Source organism: Priestia sp. J2, assembly GCF_020790095.1.
Taxonomy (GTDB): Bacteria; Bacillota; Bacilli; order Bacillales; family Bacillaceae_H; genus Priestia; species Priestia zanthoxyli.
Genome location: NZ_CP086208.1, coordinates 1,326,444 through 1,343,499 on the forward strand (window position 1 = coordinate 1,326,444; position 17,056 = coordinate 1,343,499).

19 protein-coding genes are annotated in these 17,056 nt (G+C 39.0%); 17 read left to right on the forward strand and 2 right to left on the reverse strand.

Translation table 11 applies throughout. From position 1 onward, the window contains the following. Positions 1-371 precede the first annotated feature (371 nt). The 6 genes from cyoE (at position 372) to ctaG (ending at position 6,356) form a co-directional block, all read left to right on the forward strand. Positions 372-1,310: a heme o synthase gene (cyoE, locus tag LJY09_RS06750; RefSeq protein ID WP_028414097.1), complete on the forward strand. Its 939-nt coding sequence runs from the start codon at positions 372-374 to the stop codon at positions 1,308-1,310. Between the two features lie 137 nt (positions 1,311-1,447). Continuing rightward, on the forward strand, positions 1,448-2,503 hold the full coding sequence (gene coxB / locus LJY09_RS06755) for a cytochrome c oxidase subunit II (RefSeq protein ID WP_228307618.1): 1,056 nt from the start codon (positions 1,448-1,450) through the stop codon (positions 2,501-2,503). Between the two features lie 34 nt (positions 2,504-2,537). Continuing rightward, positions 2,538-4,403 (forward strand): cytochrome c oxidase subunit I, encoded by a 1,866-nt coding sequence (ctaD, locus tag LJY09_RS06760; protein ID WP_033578414.1) that lies wholly within the window; start codon positions 2,538-2,540, stop codon positions 4,401-4,403. After that, a complete protein-coding gene (gene ctaE, locus LJY09_RS06765; RefSeq protein WP_013056081.1) occupies positions 4,403-5,023 on the forward strand; it encodes a cytochrome c oxidase subunit III in 621 nt (206 codons plus the stop codon). Before ctaD ends, ctaE begins: the two co-directional genes overlap by 1 nt. 4 nt (positions 5,024-5,027) lie before the next feature. Then, positions 5,028-5,360 carry a cytochrome c oxidase subunit IVB gene (gene ctaF / locus LJY09_RS06770; RefSeq protein ID WP_014460982.1) on the forward strand — a complete coding sequence of 111 codons (333 nt, stop codon included), beginning with the start codon at positions 5,028-5,030 and terminating at the stop codon, positions 5,358-5,360. Between the two features lie 57 nt (positions 5,361-5,417). Then, a complete protein-coding gene (gene ctaG, locus LJY09_RS06775) occupies positions 5,418-6,356 on the forward strand; it encodes a cytochrome c oxidase assembly factor CtaG (RefSeq protein ID WP_028414094.1) in 939 nt (312 codons plus the stop codon). 36 nt (positions 6,357-6,392) lie between these two features. Here the strand turns inward: ctaG and LJY09_RS06780 are convergent, their stop codons facing one another. Continuing rightward, the gene (locus tag LJY09_RS06780; protein WP_013056084.1) at positions 6,393-6,752 is read right to left on the reverse strand and encodes a YugN family protein; all 360 of its coding nucleotides are present in this window, start codon (positions 6,750-6,752) and stop codon (positions 6,393-6,395) included. Positions 6,753-6,937: 185 nt separating this feature from the next. On the opposite strand from LJY09_RS06780, the gene LJY09_RS06785 reads away from it, so the two are divergent. The 4 genes from LJY09_RS06785 to LJY09_RS06800 all read left to right on the forward strand — a co-directional run bounded on the left by LJY09_RS06785 (position 6,938) and on the right by LJY09_RS06800 (position 10,167). Next, entirely contained in the window at positions 6,938-7,357 is a 420-nt protein-coding gene (locus LJY09_RS06785) for a CBS domain-containing protein (RefSeq protein WP_028414093.1), read from the forward strand. Between the two features lie 190 nt (positions 7,358-7,547). Next, a complete protein-coding gene (locus LJY09_RS06790) occupies positions 7,548-8,564 on the forward strand; it encodes a CAP domain-containing protein (RefSeq protein ID WP_228307619.1) in 1,017 nt (338 codons plus the stop codon). A gap of 84 nt (positions 8,565-8,648) precedes the next feature. Further along, a complete protein-coding gene (locus tag LJY09_RS06795) occupies positions 8,649-9,425 on the forward strand; it encodes a sporulation protein YpjB (protein WP_028414091.1) in 777 nt (258 codons plus the stop codon). Positions 9,426-9,489: 64 nt separating this feature from the next. Further along, complete coding sequence (locus LJY09_RS06800) at positions 9,490-10,167, forward strand: zinc metallopeptidase (protein WP_013056088.1); 678 nt, start codon at positions 9,490-9,492, stop codon at positions 10,165-10,167. 29 nt (positions 10,168-10,196) lie between these two features. Here the strand turns inward: LJY09_RS06800 and LJY09_RS06805 are convergent, their stop codons facing one another. Then, on the reverse strand, positions 10,197-11,063 hold the full coding sequence (locus LJY09_RS06805; RefSeq protein WP_028414090.1) for a YitT family protein: 867 nt from the start codon (positions 11,061-11,063) through the stop codon (positions 10,197-10,199). Between the two features lie 312 nt (positions 11,064-11,375). Between LJY09_RS06805 and LJY09_RS06810 the strand changes: the two genes are divergently transcribed. The 7 genes from LJY09_RS06810 to LJY09_RS06840 are packed head-to-tail and all read left to right on the forward strand — an operon-like array spanning position 11,376 to position 16,962. After that, positions 11,376-11,705 (forward strand): nucleotide pyrophosphohydrolase, encoded by a 330-nt coding sequence (locus LJY09_RS06810; protein WP_013056090.1) that lies wholly within the window; start codon positions 11,376-11,378, stop codon positions 11,703-11,705. A gap of 13 nt (positions 11,706-11,718) precedes the next feature. After that, a complete protein-coding gene (dapB, locus tag LJY09_RS06815) occupies positions 11,719-12,519 on the forward strand; it encodes a 4-hydroxy-tetrahydrodipicolinate reductase (RefSeq protein ID WP_028414089.1) in 801 nt (266 codons plus the stop codon). 12 nt (positions 12,520-12,531) lie between these two features. Next, a complete protein-coding gene (mgsA, locus tag LJY09_RS06820; protein ID WP_228307620.1) occupies positions 12,532-12,930 on the forward strand; it encodes a methylglyoxal synthase in 399 nt (132 codons plus the stop codon). 10 nt (positions 12,931-12,940) lie between these two features. Beyond that, complete coding sequence (gene bshB1 / locus LJY09_RS06825; protein ID WP_028414088.1) at positions 12,941-13,651, forward strand: bacillithiol biosynthesis deacetylase BshB1; 711 nt, start codon at positions 12,941-12,943, stop codon at positions 13,649-13,651. Next, entirely contained in the window at positions 13,652-14,779 is a 1,128-nt protein-coding gene (gene bshA / locus LJY09_RS06830; RefSeq protein ID WP_028414087.1) for an N-acetyl-alpha-D-glucosaminyl L-malate synthase BshA, read from the forward strand. Between the two features lie 15 nt (positions 14,780-14,794). After that, complete coding sequence (locus LJY09_RS06835; protein WP_028414086.1) at positions 14,795-15,988, forward strand: CCA tRNA nucleotidyltransferase; 1,194 nt, start codon at positions 14,795-14,797, stop codon at positions 15,986-15,988. Then, entirely contained in the window at positions 15,973-16,962 is a 990-nt protein-coding gene (locus tag LJY09_RS06840) for a bifunctional biotin--[acetyl-CoA-carboxylase] synthetase/biotin operon repressor (RefSeq protein ID WP_013056096.1), read from the forward strand. Before LJY09_RS06835 ends, LJY09_RS06840 begins: the two co-directional genes overlap by 16 nt. Positions 16,963-17,056 lie beyond the last annotated feature (94 nt).

Genomic DNA, 17,056 nt, shown 5'->3' on the forward strand with positions numbered 1-17,056 from the left:
GTAAGGGTTGTTCATGAGTTTGACTCTGCAGATATGTAAAAGGTACCGTACAGAAGACTATTTTACTTGCAGAAATATCTTTTAACAAGTGACAGGGACATGCATTTAGCTCATGACAAAAAAAATCCATATTTTTTTCATGAATTCTTCACAAAGTAACGGCAAAATATGGTTTAATAAACATGAGAAATAGATAATTCTCTACTATTTTATCGTTTACATGTGAAGCTTTTAAGTAGTTTCGGTGAGAGGAATATGACTTCTTTGTGAACAAAGAGGAGATTTTTGTAAAAATATGTTGAAAACGCCTTCATTTATAGACTCTTTATTTACTAGATAAAAGTCTGTGGATGAGTAAAGGAGGAAGCGCCATGGAAGATTCAAAAATGGTGGAAGATTCAACGCTTTCTGCATCGCCTAACACAGCTCATGTAAGCGAAAATAGTTCCATTTGGTCAGATTTTTTAGCTACGATTAAAATCGGAATAGTCAACTCAAATTTCATCACCACCTTTACTGGTTTTTGGCTAGCTCTTTTCTTCAACGAACAACACTTCTTAGAAAACCTGGATAAAGCATTTTTTACTTTAATAGGTTCTTCACTTATCATCGCCGGTTCATGCAGTTTGAACAATTACATAGATCGTGACATTGACCCTCTAATGGAACGAACAAAGGGACGACCTACAGTGACAGGAAGTTTTACACCTTTGACGGTCCTTGGGATTGGAATCGGTTTGACGTTAACCGGCTTGCTTATGCTACTAGTTGTTTCTTCCGTAGCCGCTCTCATCGGATTAGCAGGAATACTTACATATGTAGTTCTTTACACCATGTGGTCCAAAAGACTATACACAATTAATACAGTAATCGGAAGTATATCAGGCGCTGTCCCGCCATTAATTGGATGGGCCGCTATCGATCCCAATTTACACGTAGTGGCTTGGGTATTATTTTTAATCATGTTTATTTGGCAGCCGCCTCATTTTCTAGCTCTTGCTATGCGAAGATGTGAAGAATATCGAGCAGCGGGAATCCCTATGTTGCCTGTTGTACATGGTTTTGAGCTTACAAAACGACAGATTCTCATTTGGATTGCTTGTTTGTTGCCATTACCTCTTTATTTATACGAATTAGGCATTCCATTTCTAATTTTGGCCACTGTTTTAAACATAGGATGGCTATTTTTAGGATTTGCTCAATACAATAAACAAGAAGACACAAAGTGGGCTAGCATGATGTTTGTCTACTCACTAAACTATTTAACTATTTTATTTGTCTCAATGATTGTCGCAACGCTTTTTGCCTAGATAAAATCTTTCACTGAATGCGACGCTGCACAAGGGGGATTTCTTCTACATGTAGAATTCATTATAGAAGGAATAAGTTTTATGCTCAAGAGGGCATAGATGAAATCACGTCAATGAAAGAGAGGTTGGGGAATGGTATGAAAAAATGGCGATTGAACTTTCGTGTTTTGTCGTTATTTACGCTGCTTGCATTCATGTTATCGGCCTGTGGAAAACCGTTTTTGTCAACACTTAAGCCTGCAGGTGAGGTAGCTGAAGAACAATATTCGCTTATGCTTCTTAGTACAGCCATCATGGTTTTAGTTATTATTGTGGTCACCATTATCTTTATATTTGTTATTCTGCGCTTTCGCCGTCGTAAAGGCGAAGAAAACGTGATTCCAAAGCAAGTGGAAGGAAGCAGAAAGTTAGAAATTATATGGACAGTGATTCCTATCTTGCTGCTCATTATTTTGACTGTTCCAACGGTCATCTCAACATTTAAGCTAGCGGACGTAAAAGGAATGAAGGACAAAGATGCTGTCGTAGTAAATGTGCGTGCTAACTTGTACTGGTGGGAATTTGAGTATCCTAATCAAAAAATTATTACATCCCAAGATCTAGTTGTTCCAACGGATAAAAAAGTCTACTTTAATATTAAAGCTTCTGACGTCAAGCACTCATTCTGGATTCCTTCAGTTGGAGGAAAGCTCGATGCTAACACAGAAAATGATAATAAATTCTGGCTAGTGTTTGATTCTAAAAAATCGAAGGAAGCTAACGGGGTTTTCTACGGAAAATGTGCTGAGCTTTGCGGTCCATCTCATTCTCTTATGGACTTTAAAGTACGGGCTGTATCAAGCAATGAATTTGATACGTGGGCAAAAGATTTGAAAAAGGCAAAGCCTGATGTAGAAACAGCATCCGCAAAAGCGGGTCAAGAGGTCTTTAATGAAAGCTGTATCGGATGCCATGCTGTTGATGTCAAAGACAATCGTCCAGAGCAAGCTCGTCAAGCACCAAACTTAGCCGGTTTTTCTGAACGTGAGCGTGTAGCTGGAGTGCTTCCTCACAACAAGGAAAATATCAAAAAATGGTTAAAAAACCCTGAGAAAGTTAAGCCGGGTAATAAGATGAGTGGTACATATCCTGACTTAACTGATGAACAAGTAAATGAGCTAGCAGACTATTTAATGAGTTTAAAAGAAAAATAAACGTCCAGTCGTTTTTAAAAGGGGAGGTTTAGCGATGAGTACACTCAGTCAAAAGAAGGGTGTAGGTGGAACAATTTGGGACTTTATGACAACCGTTGATCATAAAAAAATCGCCATTCTTTATTTAATTGCCGGCGGTATCTTTTTTCTAGTCGGAGGAGTGGAAGCGCTATTTATACGTATTCAGCTGGCTATACCAAGCAATGACTTTGTTAGTGCAGGAACGTATAATGAAATTTTAACAATGCATGGAACAACGATGATTTTCTTAGCTGCCATGCCGCTTCTTTTTGCTATGATGAATGCAGTTGTTCCGCTGCAAATCGGAGCTCGAGATGTAGCATTTCCATTTTTAAATTTGTTAGGTTTTTGGTTGTTTGCCTTTGGGGGACTCTTTTTAAATCTAAGCTGGTTTTTAGGAGGAGCACCTGATGCAGGTTGGACATCATATGCTTCGCTGTCTATTGCATCGCCTGGTCACGGAATTGATTTTTATGCGATAGGTTTGCAGATTTCCGGAGCCGGGACATTGATTTCAGGTATCAACTTTCTCGTAACAATCATTAACATGAGGGCGCCAGGTATGACTTATATGCGTATGCCGCTGTTTACGTGGACGACGTTTGTTGCATCAGCTCTTATTTTGTTTGCGTTTCCAGCACTGACGGTTGGGTTGTTTTTAATGATTTTTGACCGCTTGTTCGGTGGAAACTTTTTTGACGCCACAATGGGTGGAAATACGATTATCTGGGAACATCTTTTCTGGATATTCGGTCATCCGGAAGTATATATTTTAATTCTTCCAGCGTTTGGTGTTTTCTCGGAAATTTTACCTACTTTTTCAAGAAAGAGATTATTCGGATACTCGTCGATGGTTTTTGCTACCGTATTAATCGGATTTTTAGGGTTCATGGTGTGGGCTCACCACATGTTTACAACCGGACTTGGTCCGATTGCAAATGCCATTTTTGCTGTCGCTACGATGGCCATCGCCGTTCCAACTGGAATTAAAATTTTCAATTGGCTGTTTACGCTTTGGGGAGGAAGTATTGAGTTTACGTCTCCAATGCTTTACGCTGTCGCCTTTATTCCGTCATTTGTTATCGGGGGAGTAACAGGAGTTATGGCAGCTGTAGCACCTGCAGATTATCAATTTCAAGATTCTTATTTTATCGTTGCTCACTTCCATTACGTTATCGTAGGCGGTGTCGTATACGCTATATTAGCAGGTGTCACATACTGGTGGCCAAAAATGTTTGGCAAGATGTTAGATGAAAAGTTAAGCAAAGCAACGTTCTGGCTCTTTTTGATTGGTTTCCACTTAACGTTCTTTATTCAGCATTTCTTAGGTCTAATGGGGATGCCTCGCCGCGTATGGACGTTCTTGCCTAATCAAGGTCTCGACCTTGGGAATGCAATCAGTTCATCAGGAGCTGCTTTCATGGCGGTTGCTACGCTCATTTTACTTGTTAACATTATAAAAACCACTGCCAAAGGACAAAAGGTAGGAGGAGATCCTTGGGGAGACGGACGTACATTAGAATGGGCTATTTCATCTCCGCCACCAGAGTATAACTTTAAACAAACGCCGCTTGTACGCGGGTTAGATGCATATTGGATTGAAAAAATGGCAGGAAATAAAGAAATGACGCCAGCCGAACCTCTTGGTGATATTCATATGCCAAACTCATCGTTTATTCCATTTATGATATCGCTTGGGATGTTTATTGCAGGGATTGGCTTTTTGTATCGAAATGATCATGCGTGGGGAGATGTTGTAGGGATTATCGGAATGATCGTCATGTTTTTATCGATGTTCTTCCGTTCATGGATTGATGATCACGGCTTTCATATTCACAAAGAAGACTTAGTTGATGATGACAAGGAGGCGAAGATGTAATGGAGACTGAACAAAAGCTAACCGCTGAAACTTTCCCTGCTTCGCCTGAAAAAGCAACGCTTGAAGGGAAAAATAAATTCACCGGCTTTTGGCTCTTTTTAGGCGGGGAGACGGTTTTGTTTGCTTCACTTTTTGCTACTTATTTAGCTTTGCGCAATTCAACGATGTCAGGACCTAAGCCGGAAGAATTGTTTGATATTAAGCTTGTTTTTGCAGCAACCATGATTTTATTAACAAGTTCACTAACAAGCGTATATGCTATGTATCATATGAAAAATTTTGAGTTTAAAAAGATGCAGCTATGGTTAGGCGTTACGTGGCTTTTAGGTTTAGCGTTTTTAGGGCTAGAAATCTATGAGTTCAGGCATTATGTTCATGAAGGGCATACGTTTACAAGCAGCGCATTTGGTTCTTCTTTCTACGCGCTGGTTGGGACACACGGAGCTCACGTAACGTTCGGACTGCTTTGGATTGGTTCTTTGATGATTCGAAATGCGAAGCGGGGGCTAAACTTATATAACGCTCCTAAATATTATGTCGCAAGTTTATACTGGCACTTTATCGATGTTGTGTGGGTCTTTATTTTCACGGTTGTATATTTAATGGGAATGGTGGGATAAGCTGATGACGACAAATCAATCAAACTCAGATAACCCAAGGCTCAATTTAGAATATCGTAAAAAAAGAAACGCAGAAGATATGAAGATGCAAGTTATCTCTTTTGCAATGATGTTGTTTTTAACACTAATTGCTTTTTTTGCGGTTTATCAAGAGTTTAGCGGATGGTACATTATGCCGGTGATTGTGCTCTTGGCGGTTGTTCAAGTCATCTTTCAACTTTATTATTTCATGCATATGAACCACAAAGGACATACCATACCAGCATTTTTCTTGTATTCAGGCGTATTGGTAGCTCTTTTAACCATTTTAGCTTTTGTAACCATTATTTGGTGGTAAAGAAAAGGGCTGGCATGCGCCAGTCCTTTTCATCATCTGTAGAAGGAGGAATAGACGTTGATTAACAATTTGCAGATGTTTGGTTTTGAAGCACTTTGGAGTCCTTACTATTTTTTAACCATTTGTCTGGTGACCGTCTTATATTTTTTCATCGTTGGTAGATGGAGAGGGAATTTTATAGGAGCGGCGGCCGTAGACAGAAAAACAAAAGCGTATTTTGTTATCAGCATGGTTCTTTTGTATATATGTAAAGGAGGACCTGTAGATTTACTAGGGCACTTTATGTTTAGTGCTCATATGACGCAAATGGCAATTGTTTACTTGGTGATTCCCCCGCTTTTTATTTTAGGAATTCCACCGTGGTTAGCTCGTTCTGTTATTTATGTAAGAGGGGTTAAACCTGTTTTTAAATTTTTTACAAAGCCCTTAATTGCTTTACTATTATTCAATGGGTTATTTTCTTTGTATCATATTCCGCTGCTTTTTGATGTTATTAAAACGGATATGACGCTTCACGGAATCGTGAGTGTTGTATTATTTATCGCTGCATTTTGTATGTGGTGGCCACTCATTAATCAGCTAGAAGAAGAACAAACGCTAAGTTCTTTAAAAAAGCTTGGATACATTTTTGCAGATGGCGTACTTCTTACTCCAGCGTGCGCGCTGATTATTTTTGCAAACCATTCTTTGTATGCGACGTATACAGACTCAAGCGCTTGGGTACAAGCTCTTTCCCTTTGTGTACCGCCTTCTATGATTGCAAGTTTAGGGCAGCTTGCTCCTGAGATGTTTAATACGCTGCCTCCCGTGGAAGACCAGCAGCTAGGCGGCGTTATTATGAAGATCATTCAAGAAATTGTGTATGGAACGGTTTTAGGCTTTATTTTTTTTCAGTGGGCTCGAAAAGAACGAGAGAAAGATACGTACATGCCTGATTTTACTGAACCTCAAGATATAAAACCAAAGGAATTTCCGTCTACTCCTCCTTTGAATTAAAAAAAGCGCAGTCTGATTACTGCGCTTTTTCTAATTCTATAGCTGAACGGTTTCAAGCTGTGATTTGATTTGTGTTAATATCTTTTCACACTGTTCTACAAGGGATGGCGGGAAATATTCTCCGTCTCCATATTCTACACCGTGAGGATAATAATGTTTGCCTAATAGAGGTGTCATAAGGTGAATAACAGCATGCCTGCCCCCTACATCGCCTGAAATAGCATGTCCTTGGACTCGCAAATAGAAGGTATCTCGCTGAAACTCGAATTTTCGATCGTACGTGACGCGTTCATAATCCCATTGTCCGGCGCGGACCAGGCCAAATTGATGCATAATCTCATCTAATAAATCTAAATCTACCTTTAATGAATCAAACTTTGCATATTCAAATTTCATATGAACTCCCTCCCAAAACAGATATACCCCAACTAAATCATAAGCTGAATGGATAAAACTTGCAATATCTAATAAGGAAAAATGTAAACGTTATCTATTTTTATTTAAACGTTTTAAATGCGAAAGTTTACTAAAAAGTTGGTCACACTATAAAGCGAACACACTATGTAAAGGAGGATAAAACAATGAAAACTGTACAAGAGGTAATGACAGCTGATACGGAAACATGCACCACGCTCGATAACGTATATGAAGTGGCAGTGAAAATGAAGGAATGGAATGTAGGCGCAATTCCAATTGTCGATAGAGATCAGTTAGTAGGAATGATTACAGATCGAGACTTAGTTATAAAAGGCATTGCAGAAAAGAAGCCAAATTCAAGTAAAGTAACGGATGTTATGAGTGAAGAGCTTATAACTATTACAGCGGAAGCCTCTGTAGAAGAAGCTTCTAAGCTTATGGCTCAACATCAAATCCGTCGTCTTCCTGTTGTGGAAAATCAAAAGCTAGTCGGGATTGTTTCGCTAGGTGATTTATCAACGTTTCGCTATGCAAATGAACGTGCAGGAGAAGCGCTCTCAGACATTTCAGAACATACGCATTAAAAAGCGAAAGCCAACTGTTTGCAGGATATTCGTAAATAGTTGGCTTTTTCTTTTGTTTCCTTCATACCGATAGCTATTTTTTTTTGAATGCATGTATAATAGAGATAAAAATAAGTTAAACAGGTAAAGAAAACAGGTGTAAGGAGAGGAAGAAAAGCTGAAAAAAGTTATTTTTATTCTCGTATTAATAGTGGCATTTGTATACGCGGAGGATTATTTACCTCAGCTAGAAAAATATCTAACGGGTCAAAATATTGAGCAAAACCAAACGGATTCCAAAAGTCAGCCCACCCAAGAAGTGGCTTCTTATGAAAAACAAAGTGAAAATATGATGAGGCTCATTGGAGATCATTCAGAACAGTTAATTGGAATGCTTGGAGAGCCGAATCGTATTGATTCTTCTGCATATGGCTATGACTGGTGGATTTACAAAAAGAATCGTCAAACGTATGCGCAGGTAGGAGTAGAAAATAATCAAGTCGTATCCGTATATGTCATTGGTTCAAAAACAAATACAGATCCTTTTGAGATTGGTGAGAAGCGAGAAGAAGTGGAAAAAAGAGTTTCACTTTCATCCGAACTCACGCTTCAAAAAGACGGAAATGAATACCGATTTCGTCTGAGTGAAGAGGATATGAAAATGCGTCCAATTATTAAATATGGAGATGTATACGTCCAACTATATTTTGATCAGTTCCTTAATACAATCTCAAGTATTCGAATTATGGATATGGACACGCTATTAAAACAGCGTCCGTACGAAATTGTTTATCGCGGCGAGCTTCCAACAGCTCCGTCATTGACAGCAGAGGAGTGGAAAAGTGTCCAAGAAGGAGAAGAGCAGCAAATTATCGATATTACAAATGTAATTCGAGACCGTTTTCAGCTGTCACCTTTAGCTTGGGACGAAGCCACTGCCGGAGTAGCTTATTTACACAGCAAAGAAATGAGTGACTTAAACTATTTCTCTCACGTTTCACCAGCACAAGGTGATTTAGGCAACCGTCTGCAAAAAGGTGATGTAGTATACCGTATCGCGGGCGAAAATATTGCCTCGAATTATCAGGATGGAATCGCTGCGGTTGAAGGGTGGCTTAATAGTGAGGGACATCGTAAGGCTTTACTCAATAAAGAGTTTACGCGTCTTGGTGTAGGTGTATATGAGAAGTATTATACGCAAAACTTTATCACTCCGATGAATGAATAGTAAGATTAAAACTTCCTTTTGAAAATAGGTCTACTCTTGTCCTCTTTCTCATAAGTTTTAGTAGAGGTTAGAGGAGGGACGAGAATGAAAGGAAGAATAGTAGGAATATTGCTCGTACTTTTCTTTGCATATACGACTACTGTACATGCAGCTGAAGGGCAGTGGGAAAAGCTTGATAACTTATCTGATCAAACGCTATCGCTTGTAGAGCAAAAGGAGTATAAAGCAGCCCAACATTTGTTCAGAAATTTTTCGAATGAATTTACCAGTCTCAATACAGCTTCTTTGGGCGTATCGGCCGAAGATATACGTATTTTAACTCTTTGTTATGAACAGGTAGAAAGGTCTCTTTTATCTTCTGATTCCAGTGATGAAGAACGTCTTCAAAAAGCTACTCAATTTCGATTATTAGTCGATGCGCTGCACAGCAAGCATCAGCCTATGTGGACTGAACTCGAGGGCAGTATGCTAGCAACATTTAAAGAGATGCGAAATGAAGCAGTAAAAGGACAACAGGCGGCTTATGAAGCGCAGCTTAAGCAATTTTTAAAGGAATATGATATGATCTTACCGAGCGCGCAGGTAGACGTGTCGTCTCCCTACGTACAGCGTGTGAGCGCAGACGTTCACTTTTTACAAAGTGAAGGAACGCTAAGTGAGATTAACGATGACCAGTTCAACCAAATGGAACAAAATTTAAAAGATTTTTTTGAACAAGTAAAAGAAAATCGTACGGACCCGTCTTTTATTTGGGTTACAATTACCACCGGAAGTATTATTATTGCTACACTTTTTTATGTAGGAGCGCGAAAATATTTCGCTGACCAGAAAAGAAAGTCAGCCAGAGGGCGTAATGATTGACGTAAAAGCGCAGAATTGTCTAAAATAAAAGAGTAGTCAAACACATAATGAAAGGTGTGGGTAAATGAGCTTTTTGATTTATTTTCTCATTATTATCCTTGTGCCAATTTGGGCACAGTTTAAGGTGAGAAGTGCTTACAAAAAATATTCACAAGTAAGCAACTCATCAGGAATGACAGGGGCAGAAGTAGCAAGGAAAATTTTGGATGAAAACGGATTGTACAACGTTCACGTAGAGCCTGTAGGCGGATTTTTATCCGATCACTACGATCCTCGCTCAAAAGTCATTCGTTTGTCAGAAGACAACTATTACGGAACGTCTGTCGCAGGCGCTGCCGTTGCGGCTCACGAAGTGGGACACGCGATTCAAGACAAAGAAAACTATTCGTTTTTACGCCTTCGCCACTCGCTTGTGCCGGTGGCAAGCCTTGGATCAAACGCTTCTTGGATTTTAATTATGATTGGAATTATCGCGTCGATTAAGCCGTTGCTATTGTTAGGTATTATCTTCATGGCAGCAGCGGTCGTATTCCAAGTTGTAACACTGCCTGTTGAATTTAACGCTTCAAGCCGAGCGATGACGCAAATCGTCTCAGTCGGAGCGATTCGAAATGACGAAGAGCGCGAGACGCGCAAAGTGCTTAACGCAGCGGCTTTAACATACGTAGCAGCCGCAGCAGTAGCAGTTCTTGAGTTGGTTCGTTTAATCATGATTTATACAGGAATGAATAACGACGACTAATAAAAAAATACCGCATTAGCGGTATTTTTTTATCTTTCAAGCGGTTTTTTATTTTCATCAAGGGTAAATCCTTCACCTAAGACATCATGAACATCCGTAACTGCAACGAAGGCGTGTGGATCTACAGAAGTAATAACTTGCTTTAAACGGAAAATTTCATTTTTACTAACAACGCAGTATAGCACGTTGGTATCTTGCTTAGAAAAAGAACCCTGTCCTTTTAAAATCGTCACGCCTCGATCCATTTCTTTCATAATTTTATCCGATATGGCTTCGTTATGATTCGAAATGATGGTTGCGCCTTTGGCCGCATACGCACCGTCTTGCATAAAGTCAATAACCCGTGCAGCGACAAAGACTGCAACAAGTGTGTACATAGCTTCTCGGTAGGATAAATAAATGAGAGACGCACTAATTACAATAAAGTCAAAAAGAAACATCGTTTTCCCCATATTCCACCCGATATATTTTTGAACAACACGGGCAATGATATCGACTCCTCCTGTTGTTCCTCCAAACCTGAAAATAATGCCAAGACCCACTCCAATAAAAACACCGGCAAAAAGAGCTGCTAGAGTCATATCATGGCGCAGGGGCATATTCACCGGAAAGCGCTGGAATATCCATAAAAATAGCGATAAGCTAACAACTCCGAGCATGGTATAAATAAATGCTGTTCTCCCTAATAGTTTCCACCCTACAAAAAACAAAGGAATATTTAACACTAAGTTAGAATAAGAGGGATCAATGTTAAATAAGAAAAATAAAAGCAGGGTAATGCCTGTGAATCCACCTTCAGCTAAATTGTTTTGCATGTTAAAATTAACAAGTCCAAACGCAAATATAGCAGAACCAAGCAGTATAAAAATAATATTTTTTAATCTGAGACCTTTCATACTTACAAACCTCCTATGACCGTTTTTGCACTACCTTATCATAAAGGAATATATTTCATTTCGTAAATAACTATCGAAAAGATTTTTGAAAATAGTAAAAAGTGATGATGTTTCTTCTAGTGCTATGTATTAGTAGTATCCTCAATTCGTAAAATATAGACAAATTTTTGAGAATTAAGGGAAACGTGAGGAATATTGTGAAAGAGCATCTGACAAAGGCGTGGTAAGAAGAAGTAATTACACTAAATAATTTGAAGTAAAGATGTTATAATAGTAAGCTGAGTGTACTTCTAAAAGAGGTGAAATAAAAAGATGTCAAAAAAAACGATGGAGCAAATGCAGCAAGAAGTTGATGCATATATTAGCCAATTTAAAGAAGGATATTTTAGTCCTCTTGCTATGCTTGCGAGAATGTCGGAAGAAGTGGGCGAATTATCGCGCGAAATTAACCACTATTATGGTGAAAAGCCGAAGAAAACGACTGAAGCAGAACGTACGGTCGAAGAAGAAATGGGCGACATTTTATTTGTATTAATTTGCTTTGCAAATTCATTAAATATTGATTTACAAGAAGCGCATGATCGCGTTATGAATAAATTTAATACGCGTGACAAAGATCGCTGGACGAAAAAAGAAGACTAAGGAGAGAAAAAGAATGGACAAAATTCGAATTGTACTTGCAGGACCAAGAGGTCGTATGGGAAAAGAAGCTGTATTATTAATAGAAGAAACAGAGCATTTTGAATTAGTAGCAGCGGTGGATCGTATCAATGAAGGAAAATACATAAGTGATATTGAAGGAATGCCAAATGTACAAGCGCCGATCTACACGGATATTGAAAAATGTTTCCAAGACGTTAAGGCAGATGTTTTAGTTGATTTGACAACACCTGAAATTGGGCGCGTTCATACTAAAACAGCTTTAACATATGGAGTACGACCTGTTGTAGGAACAACTGGCTTTTCAGAAGAAGATTTAAAAGAATTAAAGCAGCTTGCTGAAGAGAAGGAACTTGGCTGTATCATTGCACCTAATTTTGCGATTGGCGCTATTTTAATGATGAAGTTTTCACAAATGGCAGCTAAATACTTTGATGATGTAGAAATCATTGAAATGCATCATGATCAAAAGTTAGATGCACCATCAGGAACAGGCTTAAAAACAGCGGAGCTGATCAGTGAAGTTCGTGAAGCAAAAAAACAGGGTCATCCTGATGAAAAAGAACTGCTAGAGGGCGCGCGAGGTGCAGATTATGAAGGAATCCGCCTACATAGCGTACGTTTGCCAGGACTGATTGCTCACCAAGAAGTGATGTTCGGAGGATTTGGACAAACATTAAAAATTCGTCATGATTCATACAACCGCGCTTCTTTTATGTCAGGTGTGAAGCTAGCTGTTGATACAGTTATGAACGTAGACACACTTGTATATGGGTTAGAAAATATTATTGACTAAGGAGCGAGAAAAATGAAAATCGCCTTAATTGCACATGATAAAAAGAAAAATGATATGGTACAATTCACAACAGCCTATCAAGCGATTTTACAGGAACATTCGCTGTTCGCAACAGGAACAACAGGAACGCGTATTTCAGAAGCAACAGGTTTGAAGGTTCACCGCTTTCAATCAGGACCGCTTGGAGGAGATCAGGAGATAGGAGCTTTAATTGCTCAAAATGAAATGGATATGGTTATTTTTTTCCGCGATCCGTTAACAGCTCAGCCTCATGAACCTGATATTTCAGCTCTGATGCGTCTATGTGACGTCTATGCGGTTCCTCTTGCAACGAATATGGGAACAGCAGAGATTTTAATTCATGGACTTGAACGAGGCGATTTGAATTGGCGTTCAATTATAAAAAAATAGGGTGAAGATAATGAAAGAAACAATAGATATCCTTGCCTTTGGTGCTCATGCCGATGATGTAGAAATCGGCATGGGTGGAACCATTGCAAGAATGAGTGAACAAGGTTTGAAGGTAGTTATTTGCGATTTGACGCAAGCTGAACTTTCTTCAAATGGAACGGTTGAAATTCGAAAACAAGAAGCGTCTAAAGCAGCTGAAGTCTTAGGTGTTCATGAGCGAATTCATCTGCATTTGCCAGACAGAGGTTTGTTTTTAAAGCCAGAATATATAGCTGAAATTGCATCAGTCATTCGCACGTATCAACCAAGGATTATATTTGCTCCTTATTTTGAAGATCGTCATCCTGATCATGGAAATTGTGCAAAGCTTGTAGAAGAGGCCATGTTTTCCGCTGGCGTTAAAAATTATATAGATGATAAGAAGCAAAAAGCTCATCGTGCGGAGTCTCTATATTTCTATATGATAAATGGATTTCATAAGCCAGATTTTATCGTAGATGTATCAAGCACGTTTCAAAAGAAAGTAGCTAGTCTAGAGGCTTATGAAAGTCAATTTATAAAAACAGCAGATACGTTTGATACGCCGCTCGTAAACGGATATATTGAAACGGTAGAGAGCAGAGAGCGATTATTTGGCAAAGAAGTCGGGATAGCTTACGGTGAAGGTTTTTTATCTAAAAAACCGATTTTGATGTACGACGATTTAGTAGGTGGAAAATAAATGAAGTTAAAAATTGGTATTACATGTTATGCTTCCGTTGGAGGTTCAGGAGTGGTAGCAACGGAGCTAGGGAAGCTGCTGGCTGAAAAGGGGCACGAAATTCATTTTATTTCCTCTAGCATGCCTTTTAGATTGACGAAAGTATATCCAAATATTTATTTTCACGAAGTAGATGTAAATCAATACTCCGTCTTTAAATACCCTCCGTATGATCTCGCTTTATCCAGTAAAATGGCTGAAGTGGCTAAAAGAGAAAAGCTTGATATTATTCATACGCACTATGCAATCCCCCATGCCGTTTGCGGGATTTTAGCTAAACAAATGGTAGAGCACGAAGTGAAAATTGTGACGACTCTTCATGGAACAGATATTACGGTTCTAGGAGAGGATCCATCGTTAAAAGACTTAATTAAATTTGGAATTGAGAAATCAGATGCAGTGACGGCTGTATCTCAGTCACTTGTTGATCAAACTCACCATTTAATTAGTCCAGATAAAGAAATTGAAACGATGTATAATTTTATTGATGAACGAGTTTATCATAAAAAAGAAGTTCAGTATTTAAAAGCGGAGTATGGCATATTAGAAAATGAAAAAGTCGTTATTCATATTTCAAACTTTCGTCAAGTCAAACGAGTTACAGATATAGTCAAAACATTTGCTATTATTAATGAAAAGCTTCAGTCTAAGCTGCTGCTTGTAGGAGACGGACCTGAAATGACGGTTGTGTCTCAATTGGTAAAAGAGCTAAATCTTCAAGATTCTGTGTTATTTCTTGGGAAACAAGAAAATGTAGCAGAATTATATTCGATTAGCGATTTAAAACTGTTATTATCTGAAAAAGAAAGCTTTGGGCTTGTACTTTTAGAAGCTATGGCTTGTGGTGTTCCATGCATCGGAACAAATATAGGCGGAATTCCCGAAGTAATTGAACACGAAAAAACAGGATATATTTGCGAAGTTGGAGACGTCGAAGAGGCAGCGAGCAAAGCAATTCAGCTACTTGAAAATGAACAGCTGCATCACCAAATGAGGGAAGCGTCTCTAAGCGCAGTTAATCATAAATTTCATTCAACAGAGATTGTGAGTCAATATGAAAAACTTTATTATAAATTGGTACAGGGTTGAAGAATGGAGGACGTTATGAAAGAACCGTTCATTCATCCGCTTTATATTATTGAAAAACTAGAGACAGCCGGTTACGAAGCGTATTTTGTTGGAGGAGCGGTCCGGGATCTCATTTTAAATCGGGCGATTGGAGATATTGATATCGCTACGTCAGCTAGGCCGGAACAAGTGATGGAACTCTTTCCTAAGACGATTCATGTAGGAATCGAGCATGGTACGGTTGTCGTTGTCCATGAGAACGAGACCTATGAGGTGACCACTTTTCGCTCTGAGGGAGAATATGATGATTTTCGTCGTCCCTCGTCCGTTACGTTTATTTCGTCTCTGATAGAAGATTTGCAGCGTCGCGATTTTACAATTAATGCAATGGCTATGAATGCAAAAGGAGAAATTATTGATCCATTTAATGGAAGAGAAGATTTACGAAACCAGTTAATTCGTACTGTCGGAAATGCTAAAGAACGCTTTCATGAAGATGCTCTTCGTATGATGAGAGCCGTTCGCTTTGTCAGTCAGCTGGCGTTTTCGCTGTCTGATCAAACTAAAAGAGCCATTCAGCAATATGGTGAACTACTGAGGCATGTTTCTATTGAACGCATTACAGTTGAATTCGAAAAAATGCTGAGCGGAAAGCGGCCGTCTTTAGCATTAGCACTTGTAGCAGATACGGAGCTGTATCGCTACTTACCCGAATTGAATGTAGATCCGCAAAAATTCCGATCTGTTTGTGCACACGATTGGATGATGCTTCAGCGAGTATCGGAGTCATGGACACTTCTTGTACATCTGCTCGACATTCAAGACAAGCAGGCATTTTTTAAAAGCTGGAAATTATCTAATAAGCAAATTAAAGATATTCAGCTTCAGTCTATTGGTCTTCGGGACGTTTTGGAAAATGGATGGTCAAAACGTATCATGTATACAATTGGAGAGCAGGCCAGCGTGAGCGTGAATCGTATTTTACAACTTCTTCGAAGCAATGAGTATATGAATGAACATGAGCTTCTTTACATCTATAGCGAGCTGCCTATTCATTCTTTAAAAGATTTAGATATAAATGGTCAAGATCTTTTAGTATGGACAGGTAAAAAGGGTGGTCCATGGGTGTCTCAACTATTAAAAGAAATTGAGGAGAAAGTTCTATACAATGAGTTAATGAACACGAAATCTTCAATAAGAAAGTGGGTGCAGTCTTGCAGTCAGATATAAGAAGAACGCTGCTTGAAATGTTTACGAACGCAGATGGGGACTATGTGTCCGGCCAAAAGATCAGCGATTTATTAGGCTGTTCAAGAACAGCTGTATGGAAGCATATCGAAGAGCTGCGAAAAGACGGCTATGAACTTGAAGCTGTTCGTAAAAAAGGCTATCGCATTGTTGGGAAGCCGAACAAAGTAAGCAGCAACGAGCTTTTATTAGGGCTTCAAACAACAAAAATCGGCCAGTATATTCACTATGAGGAAAGCGTGCATTCTACTCAAAAAATTGCTCATCGAATTGCTCAAGAAGGAGCAAAAGAAGGAACGGTCGTAGTTGCTGAAGAGCAAACGGCAGGAAGAGGAAGACTTGATAGAGCGTGGTACTCCCCAAAATATACTGGTGCCTGGATGAGCATTATACTGCGTCCTTCTATCCCTCCGCAGCAGGCTCCTCAGCTGACTTTACTATCAGCAGTGGCTGTTGTACAGGCCATTCAAGAAGTGACGAACCTTTCTCCAGACATTAAATGGCCGAATGATGTTTTATTAAATGGGAAGAAGCTAGTTGGGATTTTAACGGAAATGCAGGCTGATTTTGACCGGATTCATTCGGTCATCATTGGAATCGGCATTAATGTGAATCAGCAGGAAACGGATTTTAATGAACAAATCAAACACATTGCCACATCTTTACGTATTGAAAAAGGTGAAGAAATTAATCGTGCCGCTTTGATGCAAGCGTTTTTCTTAAAGTTAGAAACCCTTTATGAAGAATACTTAAAAAATGGCTTTGGTTTAATTAAAGTTCTTTGGGAAACGTATGCAATCAGCATTGGAAAGCGAATTATAGCACGGACGATGACAGCCAACATTGAAGGCTTCGCAAAAGGTATAACAGATGAAGGCGTTTTATTGATTGAAGACGATGAAGGTGTTATACACCGAATTCATTCTGCAGATATTGAGCTCTCTGCTAAAAAATAGTAGAAAAATAAAGAAATTTTTATTATAATACGAGTATCAAGGTAGTATCGAAAGAACTTCACTTGATACTCGTTTGTTTATTTTTAATACGACA

Bases quoted from the DNA above. Each gene is read 5' to 3' on its own strand.
- bshA (WP_028414087.1), top strand. From the start codon at position 13,652: ATGAAGTTAAAAATTGGTATTACATGTTATGCTTCCGTTGGAGGTTCA.
- dapB (WP_028414089.1), top strand. From the start codon at position 11,719: ATGGACAAAATTCGAATTGTACTTGCAGGACCAAGAGGTCGTATGGGA.
- LJY09_RS06785 (WP_028414093.1), top strand. From the start codon at position 6,938: ATGAAAACTGTACAAGAGGTAATGACAGCTGATACGGAAACATGCACC.
- ctaD (WP_033578414.1), top strand. From the start codon at position 2,538: ATGAGTACACTCAGTCAAAAGAAGGGTGTAGGTGGAACAATTTGGGAC.
- LJY09_RS06780 (WP_013056084.1), bottom strand. From the start codon at position 6,752: ATGAAATTTGAATATGCAAAGTTTGATTCATTAAAGGTAGATTTAGAT.
- LJY09_RS06810 (WP_013056090.1), top strand. From the start codon at position 11,376: ATGTCAAAAAAAACGATGGAGCAAATGCAGCAAGAAGTTGATGCATAT.
- mgsA (WP_228307620.1), top strand. From the start codon at position 12,532: ATGAAAATCGCCTTAATTGCACATGATAAAAAGAAAAATGATATGGTA.
- cyoE (WP_028414097.1), top strand. From the start codon at position 372: ATGGAAGATTCAAAAATGGTGGAAGATTCAACGCTTTCTGCATCGCCT.
- LJY09_RS06835 (WP_028414086.1), top strand. From the start codon at position 14,795: ATGAAAGAACCGTTCATTCATCCGCTTTATATTATTGAAAAACTAGAG.
- LJY09_RS06805 (WP_028414090.1), bottom strand. From the start codon at position 11,063: ATGAAAGGTCTCAGATTAAAAAATATTATTTTTATACTGCTTGGTTCT.
- LJY09_RS06795 (WP_028414091.1), top strand. From the start codon at position 8,649: ATGAAAGGAAGAATAGTAGGAATATTGCTCGTACTTTTCTTTGCATAT.
- ctaF (WP_014460982.1), top strand. From the start codon at position 5,028: ATGACGACAAATCAATCAAACTCAGATAACCCAAGGCTCAATTTAGAA.
- LJY09_RS06800 (WP_013056088.1), top strand. From the start codon at position 9,490: ATGAGCTTTTTGATTTATTTTCTCATTATTATCCTTGTGCCAATTTGG.
- bshB1 (WP_028414088.1), top strand. From the start codon at position 12,941: ATGAAAGAAACAATAGATATCCTTGCCTTTGGTGCTCATGCCGATGAT.
- ctaE (WP_013056081.1), top strand. From the start codon at position 4,403: ATGGAGACTGAACAAAAGCTAACCGCTGAAACTTTCCCTGCTTCGCCT.
- coxB (WP_228307618.1), top strand. From the start codon at position 1,448: ATGAAAAAATGGCGATTGAACTTTCGTGTTTTGTCGTTATTTACGCTG.